21 protein-coding genes and 1 tRNA gene are annotated in these 21,251 nt (G+C 71.7%); 12 read left to right on the top strand and 10 right to left on the bottom strand.

Going from position 1 to position 21,251, the window contains the following annotated elements; all coding sequences use genetic code 11:
* Positions 1–29: 29 nt before the first annotated feature.
* Positions 30–425 (bottom strand): hypothetical protein, encoded by a 396-nt coding sequence (locus tag ACFUJ1_RS30965; protein WP_378650855.1) that lies wholly within the window; start codon positions 423–425, stop codon positions 30–32.
* A gap of 144 nt (positions 426–569) precedes the next feature.
* Between ACFUJ1_RS30965 and ACFUJ1_RS30970 the strand changes: the two genes are divergently transcribed.
* Both ACFUJ1_RS30970 and nudC read left to right on the top strand, forming a co-directional pair.
* Positions 570–1,622 carry a potassium channel family protein gene (locus ACFUJ1_RS30970; RefSeq protein ID WP_378650882.1) on the top strand — a complete coding sequence of 351 codons (1,053 nt, stop codon included), beginning with the start codon at positions 570–572 and terminating at the stop codon, positions 1,620–1,622.
* Between the two features lie 20 nt (positions 1,623–1,642).
* Complete coding sequence (nudC, locus tag ACFUJ1_RS30975; protein ID WP_378650856.1) at positions 1,643–2,542, top strand: NAD(+) diphosphatase; 900 nt, start codon at positions 1,643–1,645, stop codon at positions 2,540–2,542.
* Here the strand turns inward: nudC and ACFUJ1_RS30980 are convergent.
* Complete coding sequence (locus tag ACFUJ1_RS30980; protein WP_378650883.1) at positions 2,539–2,778, bottom strand: mycoredoxin; 240 nt, start codon at positions 2,776–2,778, stop codon at positions 2,539–2,541. The genes nudC and ACFUJ1_RS30980 overlap by 4 nt on opposite strands.
* A gap of 92 nt (positions 2,779–2,870) precedes the next feature.
* Here ACFUJ1_RS30980 and ACFUJ1_RS30985 point away from each other — a divergent pair, with 92 nt between their 5' ends.
* The 3 genes from ACFUJ1_RS30985 (at position 2,871) to ACFUJ1_RS30995 (ending at position 5,974) form a co-directional block, all read left to right on the top strand.
* The gene (locus ACFUJ1_RS30985) at positions 2,871–5,048 is read left to right on the top strand and encodes an ATP-dependent DNA helicase UvrD2 (protein WP_378650857.1); all 2,178 of its coding nucleotides are present in this window, start codon (positions 2,871–2,873) and stop codon (positions 5,046–5,048) included.
* 133 nt (positions 5,049–5,181) lie between these two features.
* Positions 5,182–5,517 carry a hypothetical protein gene (locus ACFUJ1_RS30990; RefSeq protein WP_378650858.1) on the top strand — a complete coding sequence of 112 codons (336 nt, stop codon included), beginning with the start codon at positions 5,182–5,184 and terminating at the stop codon, positions 5,515–5,517.
* 136 nt (positions 5,518–5,653) lie between these two features.
* Positions 5,654–5,974, top strand: a complete 321-nt coding sequence (locus tag ACFUJ1_RS30995) for a WhiB family transcriptional regulator (protein WP_378650884.1) — start codon at positions 5,654–5,656, stop codon at positions 5,972–5,974.
* Positions 5,975–6,046: 72 nt separating this feature from the next.
* Here the strand turns inward: ACFUJ1_RS30995 and ACFUJ1_RS31000 are convergent, their stop codons facing one another.
* The 3 genes from ACFUJ1_RS31000 to ACFUJ1_RS31010 form a co-directional block, all read right to left on the bottom strand.
* Complete coding sequence (locus tag ACFUJ1_RS31000; protein ID WP_378650885.1) at positions 6,047–7,402, bottom strand: ABC1 kinase family protein; 1,356 nt, start codon at positions 7,400–7,402, stop codon at positions 6,047–6,049.
* Between the two features lie 71 nt (positions 7,403–7,473).
* Positions 7,474–8,334, bottom strand: a complete 861-nt coding sequence (locus ACFUJ1_RS31005) for a hypothetical protein (RefSeq protein WP_378650859.1) — start codon at positions 8,332–8,334, stop codon at positions 7,474–7,476.
* An 89-nt stretch (positions 8,335–8,423) separates the two neighbouring features.
* The gene (locus tag ACFUJ1_RS31010) at positions 8,424–9,923 is read right to left on the bottom strand and encodes a zinc-dependent metalloprotease (protein ID WP_378650860.1); all 1,500 of its coding nucleotides are present in this window, start codon (positions 9,921–9,923) and stop codon (positions 8,424–8,426) included.
* A 106-nt stretch (positions 9,924–10,029) separates the two neighbouring features.
* Between ACFUJ1_RS31010 and ACFUJ1_RS31015 the strand changes: the two genes are divergently transcribed.
* Positions 10,030–11,055, top strand: coding sequence for a PDZ domain-containing protein (locus tag ACFUJ1_RS31015; protein ID WP_378650861.1), 1,026 nt, complete (start codon positions 10,030–10,032; stop codon positions 11,053–11,055).
* Positions 11,056–11,176: 121 nt separating this feature from the next.
* Here the strand turns inward: ACFUJ1_RS31015 and ACFUJ1_RS31020 are convergent, their stop codons facing one another.
* Positions 11,177–11,764 carry a PPA1309 family protein gene (locus ACFUJ1_RS31020; RefSeq protein WP_378650862.1) on the bottom strand — a complete coding sequence of 196 codons (588 nt, stop codon included), beginning with the start codon at positions 11,762–11,764 and terminating at the stop codon, positions 11,177–11,179.
* 122 nt (positions 11,765–11,886) lie between these two features.
* Here ACFUJ1_RS31020 and ACFUJ1_RS31025 point away from each other — a divergent pair, with 122 nt between their 5' ends.
* Positions 11,887–14,859 (top strand): UPF0182 family protein, encoded by a 2,973-nt coding sequence (locus ACFUJ1_RS31025; RefSeq protein WP_378650863.1) that lies wholly within the window; start codon positions 11,887–11,889, stop codon positions 14,857–14,859.
* A gap of 80 nt (positions 14,860–14,939) precedes the next feature.
* Here ACFUJ1_RS31025 and ACFUJ1_RS31030 read toward each other — a convergent pair whose 3' ends face one another.
* Positions 14,940–15,491, bottom strand: a complete 552-nt coding sequence (locus tag ACFUJ1_RS31030) for a transglycosylase family protein (protein ID WP_378650864.1) — start codon at positions 15,489–15,491, stop codon at positions 14,940–14,942.
* A 428-nt stretch (positions 15,492–15,919) separates the two neighbouring features.
* Between ACFUJ1_RS31030 and ACFUJ1_RS31035 the strand changes: the two genes are divergently transcribed.
* Positions 15,920–15,993 (top strand) — tRNA-Met (locus ACFUJ1_RS31035).
* Between the two features lie 52 nt (positions 15,994–16,045).
* Here the strand turns inward: ACFUJ1_RS31035 and ACFUJ1_RS31040 are convergent.
* Positions 16,046–16,213 carry a hypothetical protein gene (locus ACFUJ1_RS31040; protein ID WP_233020072.1) on the bottom strand — a complete coding sequence of 56 codons (168 nt, stop codon included), beginning with the start codon at positions 16,211–16,213 and terminating at the stop codon, positions 16,046–16,048.
* A 116-nt stretch (positions 16,214–16,329) separates the two neighbouring features.
* Between ACFUJ1_RS31040 and ACFUJ1_RS31045 the strand changes: the two genes are divergently transcribed.
* The 3 genes from ACFUJ1_RS31045 (at position 16,330) to ACFUJ1_RS31055 (ending at position 18,774) form a co-directional block, all read left to right on the top strand.
* Positions 16,330–16,905, top strand: a complete 576-nt coding sequence (locus ACFUJ1_RS31045) for a hypothetical protein (protein WP_378650865.1) — start codon at positions 16,330–16,332, stop codon at positions 16,903–16,905.
* 61 nt (positions 16,906–16,966) lie between these two features.
* Entirely contained in the window at positions 16,967–18,043 is a 1,077-nt protein-coding gene (locus ACFUJ1_RS31050; RefSeq protein ID WP_378650866.1) for an alkene reductase, read from the top strand.
* A 77-nt stretch (positions 18,044–18,120) separates the two neighbouring features.
* Entirely contained in the window at positions 18,121–18,774 is a 654-nt protein-coding gene (locus ACFUJ1_RS31055; protein WP_378650867.1) for a hypothetical protein, read from the top strand.
* 37 nt (positions 18,775–18,811) lie between these two features.
* Here ACFUJ1_RS31055 and ACFUJ1_RS31060 read toward each other — a convergent pair whose 3' ends face one another.
* Entirely contained in the window at positions 18,812–19,210 is a 399-nt protein-coding gene (locus ACFUJ1_RS31060; RefSeq protein WP_378650868.1) for a hypothetical protein, read from the bottom strand.
* A 121-nt stretch (positions 19,211–19,331) separates the two neighbouring features.
* Here ACFUJ1_RS31060 and ACFUJ1_RS31065 point away from each other — a divergent pair, with 121 nt between their 5' ends.
* Positions 19,332–20,318 (top strand): diiron oxygenase, encoded by a 987-nt coding sequence (locus ACFUJ1_RS31065; RefSeq protein WP_378650869.1) that lies wholly within the window; start codon positions 19,332–19,334, stop codon positions 20,316–20,318.
* A 73-nt stretch (positions 20,319–20,391) separates the two neighbouring features.
* Here the strand turns inward: ACFUJ1_RS31065 and ACFUJ1_RS31070 are convergent, their stop codons facing one another.
* Positions 20,392–21,174, bottom strand: coding sequence for a nuclear transport factor 2 family protein (locus ACFUJ1_RS31070; protein ID WP_378650870.1), 783 nt, complete (start codon positions 21,172–21,174; stop codon positions 20,392–20,394).
* Positions 21,175–21,251: the final 77 nt, after the last annotated feature.

Consider the following 21,251-nt stretch of genomic DNA (forward strand, 5'->3'; position numbering starts at 1 on the left):
CGCCGCCGCGGATTCGGCGCAGGCGGAATCTAACCCTTCGCCTTGCGGCTCACCGAGAGCGCGGTCGTGATCATCGGAATCTGCAGCGGCAGCCGCAGGATCGAGCCCAGCTTGAACAGCGGCGACGCCTTGGGATTCGTCGCCACGTCCACCGCCATCTGCACATTCGCCGGGAACACCGCGAGGAAGAGCAGCGCGGCCAGCTTGCCGCCGAGCCCCCTGGTCCGCGGTACCAGCAGGGTGCCTGCCACGGCGAGCTCGGCGACCCCGGAGGCGTAGGTGTAGGTGCGCGCCTGCCCGGGCAGCGCGGGCGGCACGATCGAGTCGAAGAACTTGGGGGTGACGAAGTGCATCACGCCCGCGCCGGCCAGCCCACCTGCGAGCAGCAGTGCGGGACGGCGGGCGGGGTCGATGGTTGTTGCCATGGTTCACCCTGACATTCGCCCCCCGTTCGCGTCGAGCCCCGCCGCCTTCTCCGGCATCGGTTAGGCTGCCGTCCTGTGCCGGAGGAAGATGCTGGGCTCCGCGAGGATCGGCCCGGCGAACGAAGCGGGCGGGTCTTCGCCGATCTGCGATTGCGGCCGCGTGCCGTCGGGCTGACCGGGCGCCCGGATTTCGCGCTCGTCGGCGTGCTGCGCATCCCGGAGATCCAGAGCAGCCCGTGGACCTCGCTCACCCGCCGCGTGCTGTTCGCGGTCTTCCTGCTCTTCTTCGCCGCCTTCGTGGTCTGGCTCGGCCGGGACGGCTACCGCGACAACTCCGGCGACGAGCTCTCCTTCCTCGACGCGTTCTACTACGCCACCGTCTCGCTCTCGACCACCGGCTACGGCGACATCGCCCCGATCTCGCCGGACGCCAGGCTGGTCAACATCATCGTCATCACCCCGCTGCGGGTGCTCTTCCTCATCGTGCTGGTCGGCACCACCCTCGGCGTGCTGACCGAGCGGTCCCGGCAGGCGTTCAAGATCCAGCGTTGGAGGCACCGCGTGCGCAACCACACCGTCGTCGTCGGCTACGGCACCAAGGGCCGGACGGCGATCGACGCCATGCTCGGCGACAACGTCCAGCCGGGCGACATCGTCGTGGTGGACACCGATCTCGCCGCGCTGGAGACCGCCGCCAACGCCGGGCTGGTCACCGTGCACGGCTCGGCCACCCAGTCCGACGTGCTGCGCCTGGCCGGGCTGCAGAACGCCAGCTCGGTGGTGGTCGCCACCAACCGTGACGACACCGCGGTGCTGGTCACGCTCACCGCCCGCGAGCTGAACAAGAAGGCCAAGATCGTCGTCGCCATCCGCGAGGCGGAGAACATCCACCTGCTGCGGCAGTCCGGCGCCGACTCGGTGGTCGTCTCCTCGGAGACCGCGGGCCGGCTGCTCGGCATCGCGACCACCACCCCGTCGGTGGTGGAGATGATGGAGGACCTGCTCACCCCGGAGCACGGCTTCGCGGTGGCCGAGCGCGAGGTGGAGCTCTCCGAGGTGGGCGGCTCGCCGCGGCACCTCAGCGACATCGTGCTCGGCGTCGTGCGCGGTGGCGACCTGATCCGGGTGGGCGAGCCCGAGGTGGACGCGATCGAGACCGGCGACAAGCTGCTCTACATCAAACGCGTCGCGAAATAGCCGCACGCTAGGCTCGACGCGTGCCTTTCACGCTCAAGGATGTTCCGCTGCTGTCGCGTTCCACGATCGATCGGGCCGAGCACATCAGGGCCGACGAACAGGCGCTGAAGGAGGGCTGGGCCCAGGCCAGGCTGCTGCACGTCGATCGGCGCGGCCGATTCCGCCGCACCGAGGGCGCGCTGGTGCTGGAGCCCGCCGTCGACTACTCGGCCGAGCCGAGCCCGAACGCGGTCTTCCTCGGCACCGACCCCGATGGCAGGCACCTCTGGGCGATCCGGGAGCCCGAGCTCACCGGCGACCTCACCGACCTGCGCGCCCTCGCCGGCGACCTGGACGACTACACCGCGGGCATCCTCACCGCGGCCATGGCCCTGCTGAACTGGCACGACAAGGCCGGCTTCAGCGGCGCCGACGGCGCGCCGACGGCGACGAGCAGGGGCGGCTGGTCCCGGACCACCGAGGCCGGGCACGAGGAGTTCCCGCGCATCGACCCCGCGGTGATCTGCCTGATCCACGACGGCGCCGACCGGGTGCTGCTCGCCCGCCAGCACAGCTGGCCGCCCACCCTGTTCTCGCTGCTCGCCGGCTTCGTCGAGGCCGGTGAGTCGCTGGAGCGCTGCGTCGAGCGGGAGATGCTGGAGGAGGTCGGCGTGCACGTGCGCGACATCACCTACCTCGGCAGCCAGCCGTGGCCGTTCCCGCGCTCGCTCATGCTCGGCTTCGCCGCCGTCGGCGACCCCGAGGAGGAGCTGGTCTTCTCCGACGGCGAGATCGCCGAGGCGCACTGGTTCACCCGCGCGGAGGTCAGGGAAGCCCTCGAGCAGGGCGACTGGTCCGCGCGGGAGAGCGGCTCCCGGCTGCTGCTGCCGAGCAGCATCTCGATCGCCCGCACCATCGTGGAGTCGTGGGCGGGCGTCTAGCTCCCCGAGGGGATGCCCGCCAGGATTCGCTTGACATCGACGAGCGTCGGGTTGGTCGCGGTGGAGCCGTCGGCGAACTTCACCGTCGGCACCACGTGGTTGCCGTTGTTGACGGAGCCGACGAACTCGGCGGAGGCGGGATCCTGCTCGATGTCGACCTCGGCGTAGGTGATGCCGTTCTCGTCCAGCTGCTTCTTCAGCCTGCGGCAGTAGCCGCACCAGGTGGTCGAGTACATGGTCAGCTGCGGGGTTGCGTCACTCACGACCGGAACAACGCCGCCGCGGCCGAACCTGTTCCCGCCGGGACCTGTCGGCGCGCACTGCCATGATGGGAGCCGTGCCCCCCTTCGACCTCGCCGCGCTCGACCCCGAGCAGGCCGCCGCCGTGCGCGCGCCGCGCGGGCCGCTGTGCGTGCTCGCCGGCGCGGGCACCGGCAAGACCCGCACCATCACGTACCGGATCGCGCACCTGGTCTCGGCCGGGCACGTCAAGGCCGACCAGGTGCTCGCGGTCACCTTCACCGCGCGGGCGGCGGGGGAGCTGCGCGGGCGGCTGCGCGGCCTCGGGCTCGGCGGCGACGCGGGCCGGGTGCAGGCCCGCACCTTCCACGCCGCCGCGCTGCGGCAGCTGCGCTACTTCTGGCCGCAGATCGTCGGCGACGTGCCGTGGCGGCTCATCGACAACAAGTTCCCGCTGGTCGCGAAGGCCGCGCACGCCGAGGGGCTGCCCTCGGACGTGGAGAGCGTGCGCGACTTGCTGAGCGAGATCGAGTGGGCGAAGGCATCGCTGATCGCGCCGGAGGACTACCCGGCCGCGGTCGCCGAGCGCCGCCGCGACACCCCGCGCGAGGCGCTGCGGGTGGCCAGGGTCTACGACGCCTACGAGACCGCCAAGTCCTCCGCCGACGGCATGCTGCTCGACTTCGACGACCTGCTGCTGCACACCGCGGCCGCGCTGGAGGACTACCCGTCGGTGGCCCACGAGTTCCGCGAGCGCTACCGCAGCTTCGTGGTGGACGAGTACCAGGACGTCACCCCGCTGCAGCAGCGGGTGCTCGACGCCTGGCTCGGCGAGCGCGACGACCTCACCGTCGTCGGCGACGCCAACCAGACCATCTACTCCTTCACCGGCGCCAGCCCGCGCTACCTGCTCGACTTCTCCCGGCGCTTCCCGGAGGCCACCGTGGTCCGGCTGGAGCGCGACTACCGCTCGACCCCGCAGGTGGTGTCGCTGGCGAACCGGGTGATCGGCGCCGCCCGCGGCCGGATCGCGGGGACCAGGCTGCAGCTCATCGGCCAGCGCGCGGACGGCCCGGAGCCGGTCTTCGCCGAGTACGACGACGCCCCGGCCGAGGCCGCCGCGGTGGCGAAGGAGATCGAGCTGCTGATCGCGGCGGGTACCCCGGCGGCCGAGATCGCGGTGCTCTTCCGGATCAATGCCCAGTCCGCGGCGTACGAGGAGGCGCTCGGCGCGCTCGGCATCGCCTACCAGGTGCGCGGCGGCGAGGCGTTCTTCGCCAGGGCCGAGATCAAGCAGGGCGTCTCGGCGCTGCGCCGGGCCTTCGGGCGCGACGACCTGCCCGCCGAATCCCGCAGCGGAGCCGGTCTGGCCACCCTGACCAGGGCCGAGCTGGCCGGAATCGGGCTCACCGCCGAGGAGCCCGCGGGGGCGACCATGCGGGAGCGCTGGTCCGGGCTCTCCGCGCTGGCCGGGCTGGTCGACGAGCTGGTCACGCACGATCCCGAGCTGGACGCGGCCGGGCTGCTCCGCGAGCTGGCCGCCCGCTCCGAGGCCAGGCACCCGCCCACCGTGCAGGGCGTCACGCTGGCCTCGCTGCACGCCGCCAAGGGGCTGGAGTGGGACGCTGTCTACCTGGTCGGGCTGACCGACGGCACGCTACCGATCGGGCACGTGCTCGGCGACGACGGCGCGGTCTCCGACCAGCACCAGCTGGAGGAGGAGCGCAGGCTGCTCTACGTCGGGGTCACCCGCGCCCGCGAGCACCTGCGGCTGTCGTGGGCGCTGGCCCGCAATACGGGCGGCAGGCGCAATCGCCGCCGCTCCCGCTTCCTCAACGGCCTGGTCCCCGACGAATCGCCTGCCTCGCGGATCGCCGCGGCGGCGGCACCCGCGCGCTCCACCGAGCGCCCGCTCTGCCGGGTCTGCGCCAAGCCGCTGATCGGCACCTACGCCACCATGCTCGGCCGCTGCAGGCGCTGCCCGGCCGAGCTCGACCAGGAGTTGCTCGCCGCGCTGCGGGACTGGCGCGGGGAGAAGGCCGAGGCCACGCGGGTGCGCGAGTTCACCGTCTTCACCGATCTCACGCTCACCGCGATCGCCGAGCAGCTGCCCGCCGACGACGCCGCGCTGGCGAGCATCGCGGGTGTCGGCGCGGGCAAGCTCGAGCAGTACGGCGCCGACGTGCTCGCGATCGTGCGCTCGCGGCGCCGCCATACCACTCCCGCCGAGCCGGCGAATGCCCCTGAAACTGCAGGTAGAAAATAGGTTGTGGCGTTATGGGGCGCACCTTTAAGGTGAGAAGCGCGCAACGGGAGGTCTCTCCCGCGCGCACCTACCGGGCTCGTACCCGGTGAACACGGAACACGACATCCGACGAGTACAGGAGGGAGGCAGACCAGTGGACAACATCACGATCTTCGGCAGCACCGGGACCGGCACCGCACCGCGCGGTGGCGAAACCGTGCGCGTCGACGGCGCGATGGGCAAAGCCATGTCGGCCTCCCGGGGGATCCTCGCCGTGCAGGGGATCGGTCTGTCCGGTGTCGGCGGCGGCAATGCGCAGGTCTGCGATACGCACGGCATGCGACTGCCCGTCTACGCCATCTCGCAGGACAAGCCCAGTGCAGGCTGGCAGCCCGCATTCGCCGAGGAGCTCGGCAATGCGGCAGCACGCCTCCGCAATGCACACCCAGCGTCCGTGATCAGGATTCGACAGAGATGTCGACCTAGGTAGGGAATTCTCCCCGACCTCCTGGCCACGGATCGCACAGCGCGAAATCGTGGCCAGTATTCTCCGGCTCTTTCAGCCGCAGTGGCACCGGTTTCGCACCGAACACCCGAACCGCTGCAACGAGCTGAAGGAGAACGACGTGTTCACCGCCCAGGAATGGCCGCAGGCCGCTACTGACGTGACATGCCTGACCGTGGCCCAGTCCCCGCGCGCCTGCGCGGTGGCTGCCCTGCCCTGCCGAGCGGGCGACCCCGACCTGTGGTTCGCCGAGAGCCCGGTCCAGCTGGAAGAGGCCAAGGCACTGTGCGCCAGCTGCCCGATCCGGAAGCGCTGCCTGAGCGCCGCCATCGACCGGCGCGAGCCGTGGGGGGTCTGGGGTGGCGAGATCTTCGATCAGGGGGTCGTGATCGCCCGCAAGCGGCCGCGTGGCCGGCCGCGTAAGGTCGCGATCCCGGCATGAGGCCCGGCTTCCCGACTGTCCGCCGACGAACCGCTCACCGTTTTCCGGTGGGCGGTTCGTTGGTTTGCGGGGTCAGCGCAGCGACGATTCCTCGGTGAAGCCCGGCAGCCACTCCCGAGCCAGCTGCATGAAGGGCAGCTCGGCGTCGAGCTGGGCCAGGATCCCGATCGAGCCGCCGAGAACCCGGAAGATCATCACGTACTCCGCCGGAAGTTGCAGCGCCCGTGCGGTTTTCATCTCCGAACTGGAGATGTCGGTCGCCTTGCCCGCCACCCGCTGCATCCACCGCCGGGTGAAGTGGAAGGAGTCGGTCGTGATCGGGTCGGTGAACGGGCGCAGGTAGTCGGCGATCTCCCGGTGGGTCACCGTGCGGCCGGGGATCACCCAGCCGTTGTCGTGCATGAGCGCGGTCAGCTCCTCGTACCGCTCCGACACCGAGAGCGCCAGCATCCGGCCGAGCTCCGGCGGGAAGCCGTTCGGCAGCGGGGCGCAGGCGCCGAAGTCGATCACCGCGAGCCTGCCGTCCGGCAGCATTATGAAGTTGCCCGGGTGCGGATCGGCGTGCAGCAGCCCGGCCCGCGCCGGCGAGGAGAAGTGGAAGGTGCCGAGCAGCGCCGCCACCCGGTTGCGCAGCTCCACCGTGCCGTCCGGATCCTCGGCGCCCGCGCGGATGATGCCGGAGAGCGGGGTGCCGGTGACCCACTCGGTCACGATCACCTTGGGCGAACCCGCGACAACTTTCGGGATCACGTAGTCCGGGTGGTCCGCGAACGCCTTCGCGAAGGCGCGCTGGTGCCCGGCCTCGTTCCGGTAGTCCAGCTCCTCCTCGGTGCGCTCGGTGATCTCGGCGAGCAGGGGTTTGACGTCGGCGCCCGGGATGACCGAGGCGAACAGCCCCGACATCCGGGAGAGCGTCTTGAGGTCGGCGCGCAGCGCCTCGTCGGCGCCGGGATACTGCACCTTCACCGCGACCTGGCGGCCGTCCGACCAGACCGCGCGGTGCACCTGCCCGATGCTCGCGGACGCCGTCGGCTCGTCGTCGAACTCGCTGAACCGCTCCCGCCAGCGGGTGCCGAGCTGCTGGTCGAGCACCCGGTGCACGGTGGCGGTCGGCATCGGCGGGGCCGCGGCCTGCAGCTTGGTCAGCGCCTCGCGGTAGTGCTCGCCGAACTCCTCGGGAACCGCCGCCTCCATGACGCTCAGCGCCTGGCCGAACTTCATGGCGCCGCCCTTGAGCTCGCCGAGGACCGAGAACAGCTGCTCGGCCGCCTTCTGGTTCAGGTCGGCGCTGATCTCGGTGCGATCCCCGCCCGCAAGCCGCCTGCCGAACCCCATGGCGGCGCGGCCGGCGATCCCGAGTGGAATCTTGGCTAACTTCGCGTTGCGGGATGAACTGCGGCGCGCAATGTCGGACACAGTTCCCATCATGGCCGAAACCTCCCCGGGAGTGCCATGAAAATCGGTGGTCTGTGCGCCACACCCGCGATCCGGTTTCGAGCTCATGCGGCCGGACCTGCCGCGACGAGCCGGCAGCCGCAGTCCGGGTGCGCCGGCCACCGCCTGCTGTGCACCGCGTGCGAATCGGGATCCGGCTCCAGCGTCGCGTCGAGCGTCTCCGGCTCGCGGCGCGCGGAACATGCGAAGATCGCCTCCAGCTCGGTCAGCGCGAGCGCACTGGTCCGCGCGACCATGGCGGGCGAGGCCGCGCCGACCCGGTCCAGCAGCTGCGCGGCCAGGTGCGGCCACTCGGCGTCGCCGCTGCTGCGGGTCAGGTCGGCGCAGCGCAGGCAGCTGGTCGCGCCGGGCAGCACCAGCGGCCCGACCACCCCGCGGCCGTCCCGGATCCGGACCGGCAGGTGCGCGATCCTGGCCAGCACCAGCTCGGCGCCGAGCCGCGGGTCGATGACCAGGGTGTCGGTGAGGATCACCAGGTCCTCGCGCCAGCCCCGCACCTCGCCGCGGCGGTAGCCGCCGGGCGAGCGGGCCGGCTCGACGCCCTCGGCGCGCAGCCAGTCGAGCACCCGGTCGGTGAGCGGGCCGCGGCCGTGCACCCGCACGCTGCGGACCAGGGCGGGGCCGTCGGCGGGGAGGAGTAGCAGCCCGGCGTTCTGCACCGCGTCGAGCAGGGCGTTCGCCTGCTCCGGCCGGAGCCCGAGCTCGCCTGCCCGCCAGAGCACCTGCGGCCGGGTCTGCAGTCCGTCCAGCCCGCGCAGGAAGCGCTCGACGACGGCGGGCTCGAGGCCGGGCGGGCGCAGCACGACGGCGCGTTCGGGGTCCCAGCCGAGCTGGATCGACCCGGAGGGGCGTACCAGGATGGCGACCCCCGGCTGCAGCAGGGGCCCTCGCGGTCGTGGCGTCATGCCTCGCAGTATTGCCACTCCGCAGTCCGGCCGACTGCGGGCGAGCGCGAGTTATCCACAGGATCGCCCCTGTTCACAGGGGCATTCGCTCAGGACTTGCCGGACTCGTCGTCCGGGTCCGGCTCGGCCTGGGATTCCGCCTGCTCCCTGCGCTCGCGCTCCTCGGTAGCGGCGAGCTGCGCGAGCGGGTCGTCGAAGCTGGAGGCGGTGCCGCCGAGCACGCCGTCGATGAAGCCGGCCGGATTGTCCAGGTCGTCCGAGCCGGGCAGCAGATCCGGGTGCGCCCAGACCCCGTCGCGGGCGTCGACCCCGGCGTCGTCGGTGAGCCGCTGCCAGAGCACCGCGGCCTCGCGCAGCTTGCGCGGCCGCAGTTCCAGCCCGACCAGGGTGGCGAAGGTCTGCTCGGCCGGGCCGCCGGTGGCGCGCCTGCGCCGCAGCGTCTCGGCCAGTGCGCCCGCGCCGGGCAGCCGGTCGCCGAGCGCCTCGGCCACCACCACCTGGACCCAGCCCTCGATCAGGGCGAGCAGCGTCTCCAGCCGCTCCAGCGCCTGCTTCTGCTCCGGCGTCGTCTGCGGCTCGAAGGCGCCCGCGGCCAGGATCTCCTCCAGCTTGGAGGGGTCGGCCAGTGCCGTCGGGTCCAGGTTCTGCGCGGCCTGCTCCAGTGCGGAGAAATCCATCCTGATGCCGCGCGCGTAGCTCTCCACCGCGCCGAGCACCTGCTGGCGCAGCCACGGGACGTGCGCGAAGAGCCGCTGGTGCGCGGCCTCGCGGGCGGCGAGGAAGACCAGGATCTCGCTCTCCGGCTGCTCCAGCCCGGCACTGAACTCGGCGACGGCGGTCGGCAGCAGCGCGGCGGTGCCGTCCGGGCCGAGCGGCAGCCCGATGTCGGTGGAGGTCAGCACCTCCTTGGCCAGCTGGCCGAGCGCCTGCCCGAGCTGCGAGCCGAAGGCCATGCCGCCCATCTGCGTCATCATGCCGAGCAGCGGCCCGGCGAACTGCTTGGCCTCCTCCGGTAGCTGGCTGCTCCACATGCCGCCGAGCTGCTCGGCGACCGGATCGCAGAGCCGCTGCCAGGTGGGCAGGGTCTGCTCGATCCACTCGGTCGCGGTCCAGGCCACGGTGCGGGTCGCGCCCGCGGGCAGCGTGGTCGCGCCGTCGAGCCAGAGCTCGGCCAGGTGCGCGGCGTCCGCGACGGCCTTCTTCTGCTGCTCGGAGACCGGGTTGCCCGCGGTGCCGAGCTGCTGGCGGGCCAGCCGCTTGGCGACGTCGTAGTTCACCGGGCCGGAGCCGCCGCCCGCCTGCGTGCCCGCGCCGCTGAACATCTGGCCGAGCTGGGTGAACATCTGCCCGAGCTGCGCCGGATCGAAGCCGGGGACCGCGCCGGGCGCGCCTGCCCCGGCCGGGCCCGCGCCACCGAACAGGAAGCCGAACGGGTTGCCCGCGCCGCCGCCGAAGGGGTTGCCCGCGCCGCCGAACGGGGCGCCGCCGGACGGATCGCCCCCGGGATTGCCGCCGCCCGCACCGGGCTCGTCGCCACGCCGTTCCTTGTCGTCGTCGCGGTTCGAGAAGCCGAACGGGGTGTCACTCATGCCCCCAACGGTACGCGGAACCTCCCCCACCTCTGTGTTCGCGCAGCGCGAAATCGCGGCGGGCCGGTGCCGAGCGGCAGGCCCGCCGCTCATTACTGTGGGCCGGGTGAATCGCCGCATCCTCACTCTGCTGGCCGCGCTCGTCCCCGTCCTCGTGCTCGGGCTGGCAGGCAGCGTCTTCACCGTGCCGTTCGTCGCGCTCGGCCCCGGACCCACCTTCAACACCCTCGGCGAGGTGGACGGCAAGCAGGTGGTCGACGTGCAGGGCGCCGAGGTGGATCCGACCACGGGCAACCTGAACATGACCACGGTGTCGGTGCGCGACCGGCTCAATATCTTCGAGGCGTTCGGCTTCTGGGTCAGCGGCGAGCACGGCCTGGTCCCGCGCGCCGAGGTCTACCCGCCCGGCGTGCCGCGCGAGGAGATCGACCGCTCCAACCAGCAGGAGTTCGAGAACTCCGAGGCCTCGGCCGAGGTGGCGGCGCTGCACTTCCTGAATCTGCCCACCGTCGTGCTGATCGGCGAGGTCGGCGAGGATGGCCCGGCCAACGGGGTGCTGCGGCCCGGGGACGAGATCGTCAGCATCGACGGCACGCCGATCACCGCGCCCAAGGGTGTGGTGGACGCGGTCTCCGCGCGCAAGCCGGGCGACGTGCTGAGCCTGGTCGTGCGCCGGGAGGCCGCCGAGCAGACGCTTTCGGTCACGCTCGGCGCGCGCCCGGACGACGCTGCCAAGGGGTACCTCGGCATCACCCCGACCGAGGGCGCGCGCCCGCCGCTGCAGGTGACCTTCAACCTCGCCGACATCGGCGGCCCGTCCGCCGGGCTGATGTTCAGCCTCGCGCTGATCGACAAGCTCTCGCCCGGCGAGCTGGACAACGGCCGCTTCGTCGCGGGCACCGGCACCATCGACCAGGCGGGCGCGGTCGGCCCGATCGGCGGCATCCAGTACAAGATGATGGCCGCCAAGGACGAGGGCGCCGAGACCTTCCTCGTCCCCGCCGCCAACTGCGCCGAGGCGCGGCAGCGCACCCCCGAGGGGCTGCGGCTGGTCAAGGTGGAGACGCTGACCGGCGCCGTCCAGTCGCTCGCCGACATCGGCGCGGGGCGCGAGACCCCGAACTGCGGCTGAGCCCCGAGCCGGGCCGCGGCGGGTGCCGCGCGTCCGGCACGCTCGCCGGCCGTGCCGCGAGGTCCGGCCGTGCCGCGAGGTCCGGCTGCGCCGCGAGGTCCGGCTGCGCCGCTGACGGGCGTCAGTCGAGAGTGTGCCGCAGCGCCTCGATCACGTTCGGCGCGAGGCCGGGGTAGGTGCGCAGGTCGAGGTCGCCGAAGTCGTCGCTCTCCGCGTCCTCGTCCGGGCGCACCTGGAGCAGGCAGAGCGACGTCCCGCCGCGCAGCACCGCGGCGAACAGCCTGGCCTCCCGTCGCCCCGGGTGCTCGGCGGCGGCGGTGCGCGCCGCCTCGTCCGCGGCCTCCGGGTCGGCGAGCAGCGGCGCAAGCGCCTCGTCCAGCGCGGTCTCGGCATCGGGCGGGAGGATCACGATCTCCTGCACCAGCAGGCAGCCGCTCACGCTCGGCGGCCAGGTGGTGGTCGCCAGGAACTCGTCGAGCGCCCACGACCCGCCGGTGATGTCCTCCGGGAACGGCTCCTGCGCGATCGGGGTGTACTCGGCGCCCTGGTCCAGCTGATCGACGAGCCCGGGCTCGGCGGCGACCAGGTCGCCGGTCGGTACCAGCGCGAAGATCTGCGGCGGTCGGTCCCAGCCCTCGGCGTCCACGAATTCGGCGACCTCCCGGACGGAGCGGGCGAGGGCGAGTTCGGCGTGCAGGTCAGCGGTCACGTCGCACATCCTGTCAAATTCGCCCCTGGCACCGGCACGGTGTCCGATTTCCGTAGAGTGGGCTCGGGCGGTCCGGCAACGGCCCGCGCACAACATCCACCCGGACCCTGGAGCGTGGCATCGTGGGCATGCGGCCCCCCACCGGCTTACCATCACTGTCCCGACGCAGCCGCGTGCTGCTGGTGGCGGCCGTCGTGCTCGCGGCTCTGCTGCTGCTCGGCCCCCGGCTGGTCGACACCTATACCAATTGGCTGTGGTTCGGGGAGGTGGGGTACCGGGGGGTCTTCCTGACCGTGCTGCGCAGCCGGCTGCTGCTGTTCGCCGCGGTGGCGATATTCGTCGGGCTCGTGGTCTGGCTGGCGCTGCTGCTCGCCTACCGCTCGCGGCCGGTCTTCGTCCCGGTCGCCGGGCCGAACGACCCGATCGCGCGGTACCGCACCACGGTGATGAGCAGGCTGCGGCTCTTCGGCATCGGCATCCCGGTGCTGCTCGGGCTGCTCTCCGGGCTGGTGGCGCAGTCGAACTGGGTGACGCTGCAGCTCTTCCTGAACGGCGGCGCGTTCGGCACCGAGGACCCGCAGTTCCACATCGACGTCGGCTTCTACGTCTTCGACCTGCCGTTCTACCGGATGGTGCTGAACTGGCTCTTCGTCTCCGTCGTGATCGCGTTCTTCGCGAACCTGGTGACGCACTACATCTTCGGCGGGCTGCGGCTGAGCGGCCGCGAGGGCACGCTCACCACCGCCGCCAGGGTGCAGCTCGCGCTGCTGGCCGGGATCTTCGTGCTGCTCAAGGCGGTGGCGTACTGGTTCGACCGGTACGAGCTGCTCTCCAGCGCCAGGAAGGAGCCCACCTTCTTCGGCGGCTCGTTCACCGACATCAACGCGGTGCTCCCGGCCAAGCTCATCCTGCTGGCGATCGCGGTGATCTGCGCGATCGCCTTCTTCGCCGGCATCGTGCTGCGCGACCTGCGGGTGCCCGCCATGGCCGCGGCGCTGCTCGTGCTCTCCTCGATCCTGGTCGGCTCGGTGTACCCGCTGCTGGTCGAGCAGTTCTCGGTGCGCCCGAACGCGGCGGACAAGGAGAGCGAGTACATCGAGCGGAACATCGCCGCCACCCGCACGGCGTACGGCATCACCGACGACAAGATCGACTACCAGGACTACAAGGGCGACGGCACCAAGAACCCGGTGGACGTGCCCGCCGACGTCGAGACCATCCAGAAGATCCGGCTGCTCGACCCGAACATCCTCTCCCGCACCTTCACCCAGCAGAAGCAGCTGAAGAACTTCTACGGCTTCCGCGACCCGCTCGACATCGACCGCTACACCATCGACGGCGAGGTGCAGGACTACATCGTCGGCGCGCGCGAGCTCACCCCGAGCAGCCTGACCGGCAACCAGACGGACTGGATCAACCGGCACACCGTCTACACGCACGGCGACGGCTTCGTCGCGGCCCCGGCGAACCGGGTGAACCGCCCGCCCGTCCAGGACGCGGCCGCCGCGGGCAGCACCGACACCGGCTACCCCGAGTACACCGTGACCAGCGACCTGGCCACGCCGAAGGACAACCAGCTGATCGAGGTCGACCAGCCGCGCATCTACTACGGCGAGCTCATCTCGCAGACCGACGCCGACTACGCCATCGTCGGCCAGGTGGACGGGCAGGGCCCGCGCGAGTACGACAGCGACATCGCCCAGTTCACCTACGACGGCGCGGGCGGCGTCCCGATCGGGAACTGGTTCAACCGGCTGGCCTTCGCCACCAAGTACGCCGAGCGCAACATCCTGCTCTCCAGCGCGATCGGCCCGGACTCCAAGATCATCTTCAACCGCAACCCGCGCGAGCGGGTCGAGAAGGTGGCGCCCTGGCTGACCGCGGACGGCGACGTCTACCCGACCGTGGTCGACGGCCGGATCAAGTGGATCGTCGACGCCTACACCACGCTGGACGCCTACCCCTACTCGCAGCGCACCTCGCTGGAGGGCGCGGTCGAGGACAGCATCGACCAGAAGACCGGCCGGATGCTGCCGCGCGAGGAGGTCAGTTACATCCGCAACTCGGTGAAGGCGACCGTCGACGCCTACGACGGCACCGTCACGCTCTACGAGGTGGACGCGAACGACCCCGTGCTGCAGGCGTGGCGCGGCGTCTTCCCCGGCGTGGTCAAGCCGGAGAGCGAGATCAGCCCCGAGCTGCGCGCGCACTTCCGCTACCCGGCCGACCTGTTCAAGGTGCAGCGCGAGATGCTCGCCAAGTACCACGTGAACGATCCGCGCGAGTTCTTCACCAACAACGCCTTCTGGTCGGTGCCCGCCGACCCGACGGTGGAGGGAAGCACCGGCGCGCTCCCGCCCTACTACATGCTGATGGGCGACCCGGATACGGGGAAGCCGGTGTTCAACCTGACCAGCGCGATGGTCGGCTACAACCGGCAGTTCCTCTCGGCCTACATCTCGGTGCACTCGGACCCGCAGGACTACGGCAAGTTCACCATCCTGAGGTTGCCGACCGACTCGCAGACCCAGGGCCCGCAGCAGACGCAGAACTCGATGACGACCTTCCCGCCGGTGTCGAGCGACCGCACGCTGCTGGCGTCGAACAACATCAAGTACGGCAATCTGCTCACCCTGCCGATCGCCCAGGGCGGCATCCTCTACGTCGAGCCGCTCTACACCGAGCCGCGCAACGCGCCGCCGTCGGCGACCTTCCCGCAGCTGGCCAAGGTGCTGGTCAGCTACAAGGAGCCGGGGTCGAACAGCCCCAAGGTCGGCTACGCCCCCACGCTGGAGGAGGCGCTGAACCAGATCCTGCCCGGTGCGGGCGGGGTGGCGACCAAGCCGGGCACGGTGCCGCCGGGCACCGGTAGCGGTTCCACGCCGCCGGAGCAGGGCAGCACGCCGCCGCCCGCGAACAACGGCACCGCGCCGCCGCCCGCGTCGACGGCGGCCCGCGATGCCGCGGCCGCCGACCTGAACCGCAAGATCGAGGCGGCTCGCACGGCCATGCGCACCGGCAACTTCGAGCAGTTCGGTCAGGCGCTGGACGACCTGGAGGCCGCGGTCAAGGCCTATCAGGACGCCGGCCGGTAGGCCTCGCGGGAGTACGGCAAAGGGGCCCCGTCACCAGGTGACGGGGCCCCTTTGCCGGTACCACTGCGAAGCCTGGGCTGTTACCTCCCGATGGAGTCGATCAGGCCGGCGTTCTGCTCGAGCAGGGCCTGGAAGGGGCCCTCGAGGCCGTACTGCCTGGCCAGGTCGCCACCGGTGGTCTTGGCCTGGTCGACCAGCGCCGCGGGGCTGCCGGGGGCGGGCGCGGGGGCGGCGGGCTCCGGCGCGGGGGCCTGCTCCGGCTCGGCGGCGGGCTCGACATCGTCCGAGCTGCCCTGGGTCAGGTACCGGCCGCAGCTCGGCCAGGCGCCGACGCCCTGGTTGGCGAGCACGTTCTCGGCGACCCGGATCTGCTCGGACTTGCTCGCGGTGTGCGCGGAGCCCGCGCCACCGTGCGCGTTCCAGGTGCTCTGCGAGAACTGCAGGCCACCGTAGTAGCCGTTGCCGGTGTTGATGCTCCAGTTGCCACCGCTCTCACACTGGGCGACGCCGTCCCAGTTGTGCGTGGCGGCCGAGGCGGTTCCGGCCGAGAGACCGAACGGGACGGCAACGAGGGCGCCGGTGACGGCGGCGAAGCCGATGGCGCGGGTGCTGAACTTCCGGTTTCGAGACATGTGGGATTCCCTCCCCGCGCCCACCGCCGCGCTCATCGCACGTATCCCTGCCCCCAGGTTGTCGGGGTGACACGGCCGCGGGGCAGGGTTGCCGGCGTTCGGCGATCCGTGTTCGGGCCCGGCGCATATGCCCCGAGCCGGATCCGACGGTAACGGTAAATCTCGGGAAGATCACGCCTCGGTAACGATGGATGCGGAGAGGTTTCATTCGCAAGCATCCGGCGAATGCGCAGATGAATTCGGCGATTCCCGCATTCGAATACCGGCCGTGATTGCACCGTTATGTGCCGGAGATCACCTCGAAATAGTGACGTGGCTCACGTTTCCGGGCGGCCTCGGGTGGGCGACGCGCGTCGAGGGCGTATCCGTGCAGGTAGCGGGGCGATTTGCGTTGGCGGCGCACCCGTGTGTAATGTTGTATTCACCGACGCGGGGTGGAGCAGCTCGGTAGCTCGCTGGGCTCATAACCCAGAGGTCGCAGGTTCAAATCCTGTCCCCGCTACTAGTGGGATCGGCCCCCGGAGAATTTCTCCGGGGGCCGTTTTCGTCTCCGGCTACTGCTCGGTATCGCCGTCCGCGTCGTCACGCCGCGGCGCCGTCAGCCGCACGACGCCGGAATCCAGATCCAGCTCGACCGCGGGCCGATGGGACTGGCCGTCGCCGGACTGCCCGGACTCGTCCTGCAGCTTGCCGCCGGGGAACATCTCGCCTATGACACCCATCCCTCGACGATAACCGCGTCGGCCGAACGGCTGTCGCCCGAACAGTAGATATCGGACACCCGGCCGCGGTGGAAGTCTGATCCGGGAGAGGACAGACCGGAACCGCGGAGGGAACAGTGTTGGGTAGGAACGGGATTCGACGGGTCGCCGTGGTCGGCGCGCTGGCGGCGCTGGTCACGGCCTGCGGTGCCGCGGGGGTGTCGGCGCAGCCGTCGGGGAGTGCGGGAATCGATACCGGAAGCGCGGGCGGGGTGATCGACACCGGGAGCGGGATCCTGAACAGCGGGAGCGGCGTCCTGGACAGCGGCAGCGCGGTGCTGGACGGGCTCGGACTCGGGCTCGGGCTGCCGGATACCGGGTCGGGGGGCGGTGGCGGCGGTGTGCAGACCCAGCAGTGCAACCAGTCGACGCAGTCCGGCACCGACGGGGTCACCACCACGCGGCACGAGCTCGGCCGGAGCGGCCCCACCTCGTTCGTGCTCGGCTACGACACCGAGAGCGTCCCCGACCTGATCGACGTCTTCTACGAGGGCGCCCTGGTGCACACCACCGGCTGGATCGGCGACAGCATCAACGAGGGCAACGGCTCGGCGCGGATCACGCTGCCCGCCGGCGCCGCGTCCTCGGTGACCGTCCGGGTCACCGGCGGCGACAGCACGCACTGGCAGTACGTGGTCAACTGCCCGCAGTGACCCTTCTCGCAACCGCCCGGTCCCCGGAATCCCACCGGCGGCCGGGCGGTTGCGTCGAGGCATGGACTTGTTCACCCCTGTCACCCTCGGCGACCTGCAACTCGCCAACCGCCTGGTCATGGCGCCGCTCACCCGCGGCCGCTCCGGGCCGGACGGCATCCCCGGCGAGCTGGTCGCCGAGTACTACGTGCAGCGGGCGGGGACCGGGCTGATCATCACCGAGGGCACCTACAGCTCGCGCGCCGCGCAGGCCTTCGTCGGGCAGCCCGGCATCGTCACCGACGCCCAGGTGGCAGGCTGGCGGCGGGTCGCGGCGGGGGTGCACGCGCGCGGCGGGCGGATCGTGCTGCAGGTCATGCACGCGGGCCGGGTGTCGCACCCGGAGATCAACGGCGGCGGGCCGATCACCGCGCCGAGCGCGATCGCCATCGACGGCGTCGCCCGCACGCCGTCCGGCAAGCACCCCTACCCGGTGCCCGCCGAGTTGACCGTGGCGCAGGCGCACGCCGTCCGGGACGACTTCGTCGCGGCCGCGCGCCGGGCCGTCGAGGCCGGGCTGGACGGCATCGAGGTGCACGGCGCCAACGGCTACCTGCTGCACGAGTTCCTCAGCCCGGCCGCGAACCGGCGCACCGACGGCTACGGCGGCGCGCCGGAGAACCGGGCGCGCTTCGTCGCCGAGGTGGTCGAGGCGGTGGCCGCGGAGATCGGCGCCGGGCGGGTCGGGCTGCGCATCTCGCCGGAGCACAATATCCAGGACGCCTTCGAGGCCGACCGCGCCGACGTCCGCGCCACCTACGGCGCGCTGCTCGACCGGGTGCGCCCGCTCGGCCTCGCCTACCTCTCGGTGCTGCACGCCGAGCCCGCGGGCGAGCTGGTGCGCGAGCTGCGCGAGCGGTTCGCCGGGCCGATCATCGGCAACAGCGGCTTCTCCGCGCCGACCAGCCGCGAGGAGGCGCTCGCCCTGATCGAGGACTCGCACGCCGACGCCGTCGCGGTCGGCCGCGCGCTCATCGCCAACCCCGACCTCGCGGAGCGCTGGCACGGCGCGCATACGGAGAACCCGCTGCGCCCCGAGTTCTTCTATACCGACGGCGCCGAGGGGTACACCGACTACCCGTTCCTCGCCGGAGTCTGACACCCGCCCTTGCTACGCTCCCTCGCCGGAGCCGGAAACCGTTCCGGCTCCGGCGTTTCGCGTGCGAGGAGACCCCCGTGTCGGACAGCTTCCTGCTGGCCACCCGTATCCCGATGACCAGGGAGAGCTTCGAGCGCTGGCTCGACACCCCGATCCCGGCGCCTGCGGCGATCGCCGACCCGGACGCCATGTTCGACGGCTGGTTCTGGGACGGCAAGCGCGCCGCCGACGCCTGGCGGGCCGCAACGCCCGGGGGCACCGCACGCGAGTTCTTCGCGGAGTGTGTGGCGGGCGCGGCCGCAGGCTCGCCGGTGTCCTGCGTGCTCACCCACGAGGGTGGCGCGCTCCAGGTGTACCTCTGCGACCTCATGGGGTACCTGGAATCGTTCGTGCACACGGCGCTGCTCGCCTTCGTCGCGGCGGGCGCGCTTGCGGCCGACGACGGGCGGCACCAGGTGCTGTTCTGGGCCGAGACCGCGGGGAACCTGCCGGGGCCGGAGTGGCCGGGCTGGCTGGCGGTGCTCACCGTCGGGCGCGGTGGCGCGCACTTCGTCGCCGAGGCCGAGCTCACCGCCGCGATCGCCGGGCTGCGGCCGGTCGAGGAGCGGTTCGGCGCGCTGGTCGAGCGGATGGCGGAGAGCGAGGAGTCCTGGGACGGCGAGGGGGAGTACGGCACCGCCGCACCGCTCGACCCGCGCTTCGTCGACCCCGCGGTGCTCGCGCCGAGCTGAGCTCAACCGACCCCGCTGTGCTCGCGTCGAGCTGAGCTCAACCGAGGTCGCGCGGGCGCAGCGCGTAGGCGGGGACCAGCTGGTCGCGCACGTGCAGCGGCGGGCGGCCGTCGGCGTAGCGGACGGTGTAGGAGACCCGGCCGAGCCAGAAGCCGTCCACCGTCGGCACCCAGTGCGTGAGCGTGCCCGCGCACTCGCCGTTCATCTCCACCCCGGCGCCGTTCACGTGCTTCGGGGTGCCGGGGTCGCGGATCAGGATGGCGTCCAGCCGCACCCAGACCGGGCGCGGCGGATAGGTCGCGGTGCGATAGTAGTGCCCGGTCGCGCTGGGGAAGCGCAGCTCGGGGACGGTGCCCTCGGTGCGCGGTAGCGGCCGCGCGCGCGGGGTGGTTCGGTCGGGTCCGGCCGCTGGTAGCTCGTCGTCCGTCGAACTCATGTTCGAATCCTAGCCCATCCAGCAAACCGTTCGGTATCTCCATGGAGTTGTTTACTGATACCGTGAGTTTCGCTAAATTGGAGGGTGCGGCGGATCACACCGCCTACGTGAGGAGACACCGATGACGCTGTCCACTTCAGGCTCGACCGAGGCCTACCGCGACCTGGTGCGCACCCTCTCCGAGGGCTCCGTGCACCGGAAGTTCGACCCCTACCTGGACATCGCCTGGGACTCCCCGGAGTTCGCCATCGACCCGGACGACCCGCGCTGGATCCTCATCCCGGAGCTGGACCCGCTCGGCGCCACCGCCTGGTACCGGAGCCTGCCGCGGGAGCGGCAGATCGAGATCGGCAAGTGGCGGATGGTGAACGCCATCAAGGTCGGCGCCGCCTTCGAGAGCGTCCTGATCCGCGGCATGATGCAGTACGCGATGAAGCTGCCGAACGGCGCTCCGGAGTTCCGCTACTGCATGCACGAGATGACCGAGGAGTGCAACCACATCCAGATGTTCCAGGAGCTGGTGAACCGCGTCGGGGTGGATGTGCCCGGCATGCGGCCGCTCTTCCGGAAGCTGGCCCCGCTGATCGGTGTCGCGGGCGGGTACGCGCACGTGGTGCTCTTCATCGGCATCCTCGGCGGCGAGGAGCCGATCGACCACTACCAGAAGGCGCTGATCCGGCGCGGGGCGGAGCTGCCGCCCGCCGTGCTGCGCACGATGGAGATCCACATCGCCGAGGAGGCGCGGCACATCTCCTTCGCGAACGAGTTCCTCCGGGCCAAGGTGCCGAAGCTGGGGCCGGTCACGACCGCCGTCTGCGGGCTCGCCTTCCCGCTCGCCATGCGGTGGCTGGCCGGCGAGATCATGGTGCCGCCGCGCTCCTTCGCCCGCGAGTTCGATATCCCGGACGAAGTGTTCCGCGAGGCGTTCTGGCGGTCGCCGCAGGCCAAGGGGATTCTCGCCGGGTACTTCACCGACGTCCGCGCGCTCGCCGACGACCTCGGGCTGATGACCCCGGTGACCAGGCGGCTCTGGCGCGCGCTCGGGATCGACGGGCCGCGGGCCCGGTACCGCTCGGAGCCGATGCGGTCCAGGCACGCCGTCGCCTGACTCGGCCGGTGCGAACGGGCTGCCCGGTCGCCTGCGCGTTCTCGGCTCCGGCCACCGCGCCGTCGATAGCCGACTACTCGGCGATGAGCCGGAGCGTCGAGACCCGGTGGCCGGCGAACTCGACGACCGCGACGGCCGGGCGGTCGCCGAGCCGGACCGACGCGGTCACGGTTCGGCCGGCGGCGAGCACCTTCGACACGGTGGCCCCGCGCAGGTACGCCGCGAATTCGGCGGGCCGGACGCGCCCGGAGGGCAGCTCGGTCGCCACCCCGGCCAGCTCCGCGGCCTCCCCGTCGGCGGCACCGCGCAGCACCCGCTGCGCGCTGCGCCGCCCGCGCGCCCCGACCCCGCGCACGGCGCCGAGCATGCCGAGCGCGCCGCCGGGGCCGAGGTTGGTGAGCAGCTGCCCGCCGAGCAGCGTCCCCGCGCCGAGCCCGCGCGGCCCGGTGCCGAGCAACCGCAGCACCATCGGCGCGAACTCCCAGTGCGCGGCGAGCTGCGCGATGCGCCAGGAATCCTCGTGCCACACCAGGTCGTAGCGCAGGTGCATGGGCACCCGGACGGTGGCGCCGGTCGACATCCGGATGGTGATCGCCAGGTCGCGCAGCACGGTCCGGCCGGTGACGATGTCGGCGTCCGGCTGGAAGGTGATGGTGTTCGGCGCGATGAAGGTGTCGTGGAAGCGGCCGATCGCCGCGAGCCCGACGTGCGGGCGCGAGCCGACCGGATCCGCCACCACCGCCTCCGGCGTGAACAGGGCGAGCCACCCGGCCCGGTCCTTCGCCGCCACCGCGGCGGGTGAGGCCAGCACGGCGGTGAGCAGGTCGTCGCGGGCGGGGGCGTGATCCGGAGCCATCCGGCAATCCTAGAACGTGTTGCAATTTTTGCGGAACGATGCGTGAACGTTTCGCCGGCTCTCCGGCGGTTACTGTC

This window comes from Nocardia sp. NPDC057227 (assembly GCF_042669725.1).
GTDB classification, from domain to species: Bacteria; Actinomycetota; Actinomycetes; order Mycobacteriales; family Mycobacteriaceae; genus Nocardia; species Nocardia asteroides_A.

Bases quoted from the DNA above. Each gene is read 5' to 3' on its own strand.
- ACFUJ1_RS30965 (WP_378650855.1), bottom strand. From the start codon at position 425: ATGGCAACAACCATCGACCCCGCCCGCCGTCCCGCACTGCTGCTCGCA.
- ACFUJ1_RS30980 (WP_378650883.1), bottom strand. From the start codon at position 2,778: ATGTACTCGACCACCTGGTGCGGCTACTGCCGCAGGCTGAAGAAGCAG.
- ACFUJ1_RS30985 (WP_378650857.1), top strand. From the start codon at position 2,871: ATGGGAGCCGTGCCCCCCTTCGACCTCGCCGCGCTCGACCCCGAGCAG.
- ACFUJ1_RS31000 (WP_378650885.1), bottom strand. From the start codon at position 7,402: ATGATGGGAACTGTGTCCGACATTGCGCGCCGCAGTTCATCCCGCAAC.
- ACFUJ1_RS31005 (WP_378650859.1), bottom strand. From the start codon at position 8,334: ATGACGCCACGACCGCGAGGGCCCCTGCTGCAGCCGGGGGTCGCCATC.
- ACFUJ1_RS31010 (WP_378650860.1), bottom strand. From the start codon at position 9,923: ATGAGTGACACCCCGTTCGGCTTCTCGAACCGCGACGACGACAAGGAA.
- ACFUJ1_RS31030 (WP_378650864.1), bottom strand. From the start codon at position 15,491: ATGTCTCGAAACCGGAAGTTCAGCACCCGCGCCATCGGCTTCGCCGCC.
- ACFUJ1_RS31040 (WP_233020072.1), bottom strand. From the start codon at position 16,213: ATGGGTGTCATAGGCGAGATGTTCCCCGGCGGCAAGCTGCAGGACGAG.
- ACFUJ1_RS31050 (WP_378650866.1), top strand. From the start codon at position 16,967: ATGGACTTGTTCACCCCTGTCACCCTCGGCGACCTGCAACTCGCCAAC.
- ACFUJ1_RS31060 (WP_378650868.1), bottom strand. From the start codon at position 19,210: ATGAGTTCGACGGACGACGAGCTACCAGCGGCCGGACCCGACCGAACC.
- ACFUJ1_RS31065 (WP_378650869.1), top strand. From the start codon at position 19,332: ATGACGCTGTCCACTTCAGGCTCGACCGAGGCCTACCGCGACCTGGTG.
- ACFUJ1_RS31070 (WP_378650870.1), bottom strand. From the start codon at position 21,174: ATGGCTCCGGATCACGCCCCCGCCCGCGACGACCTGCTCACCGCCGTG.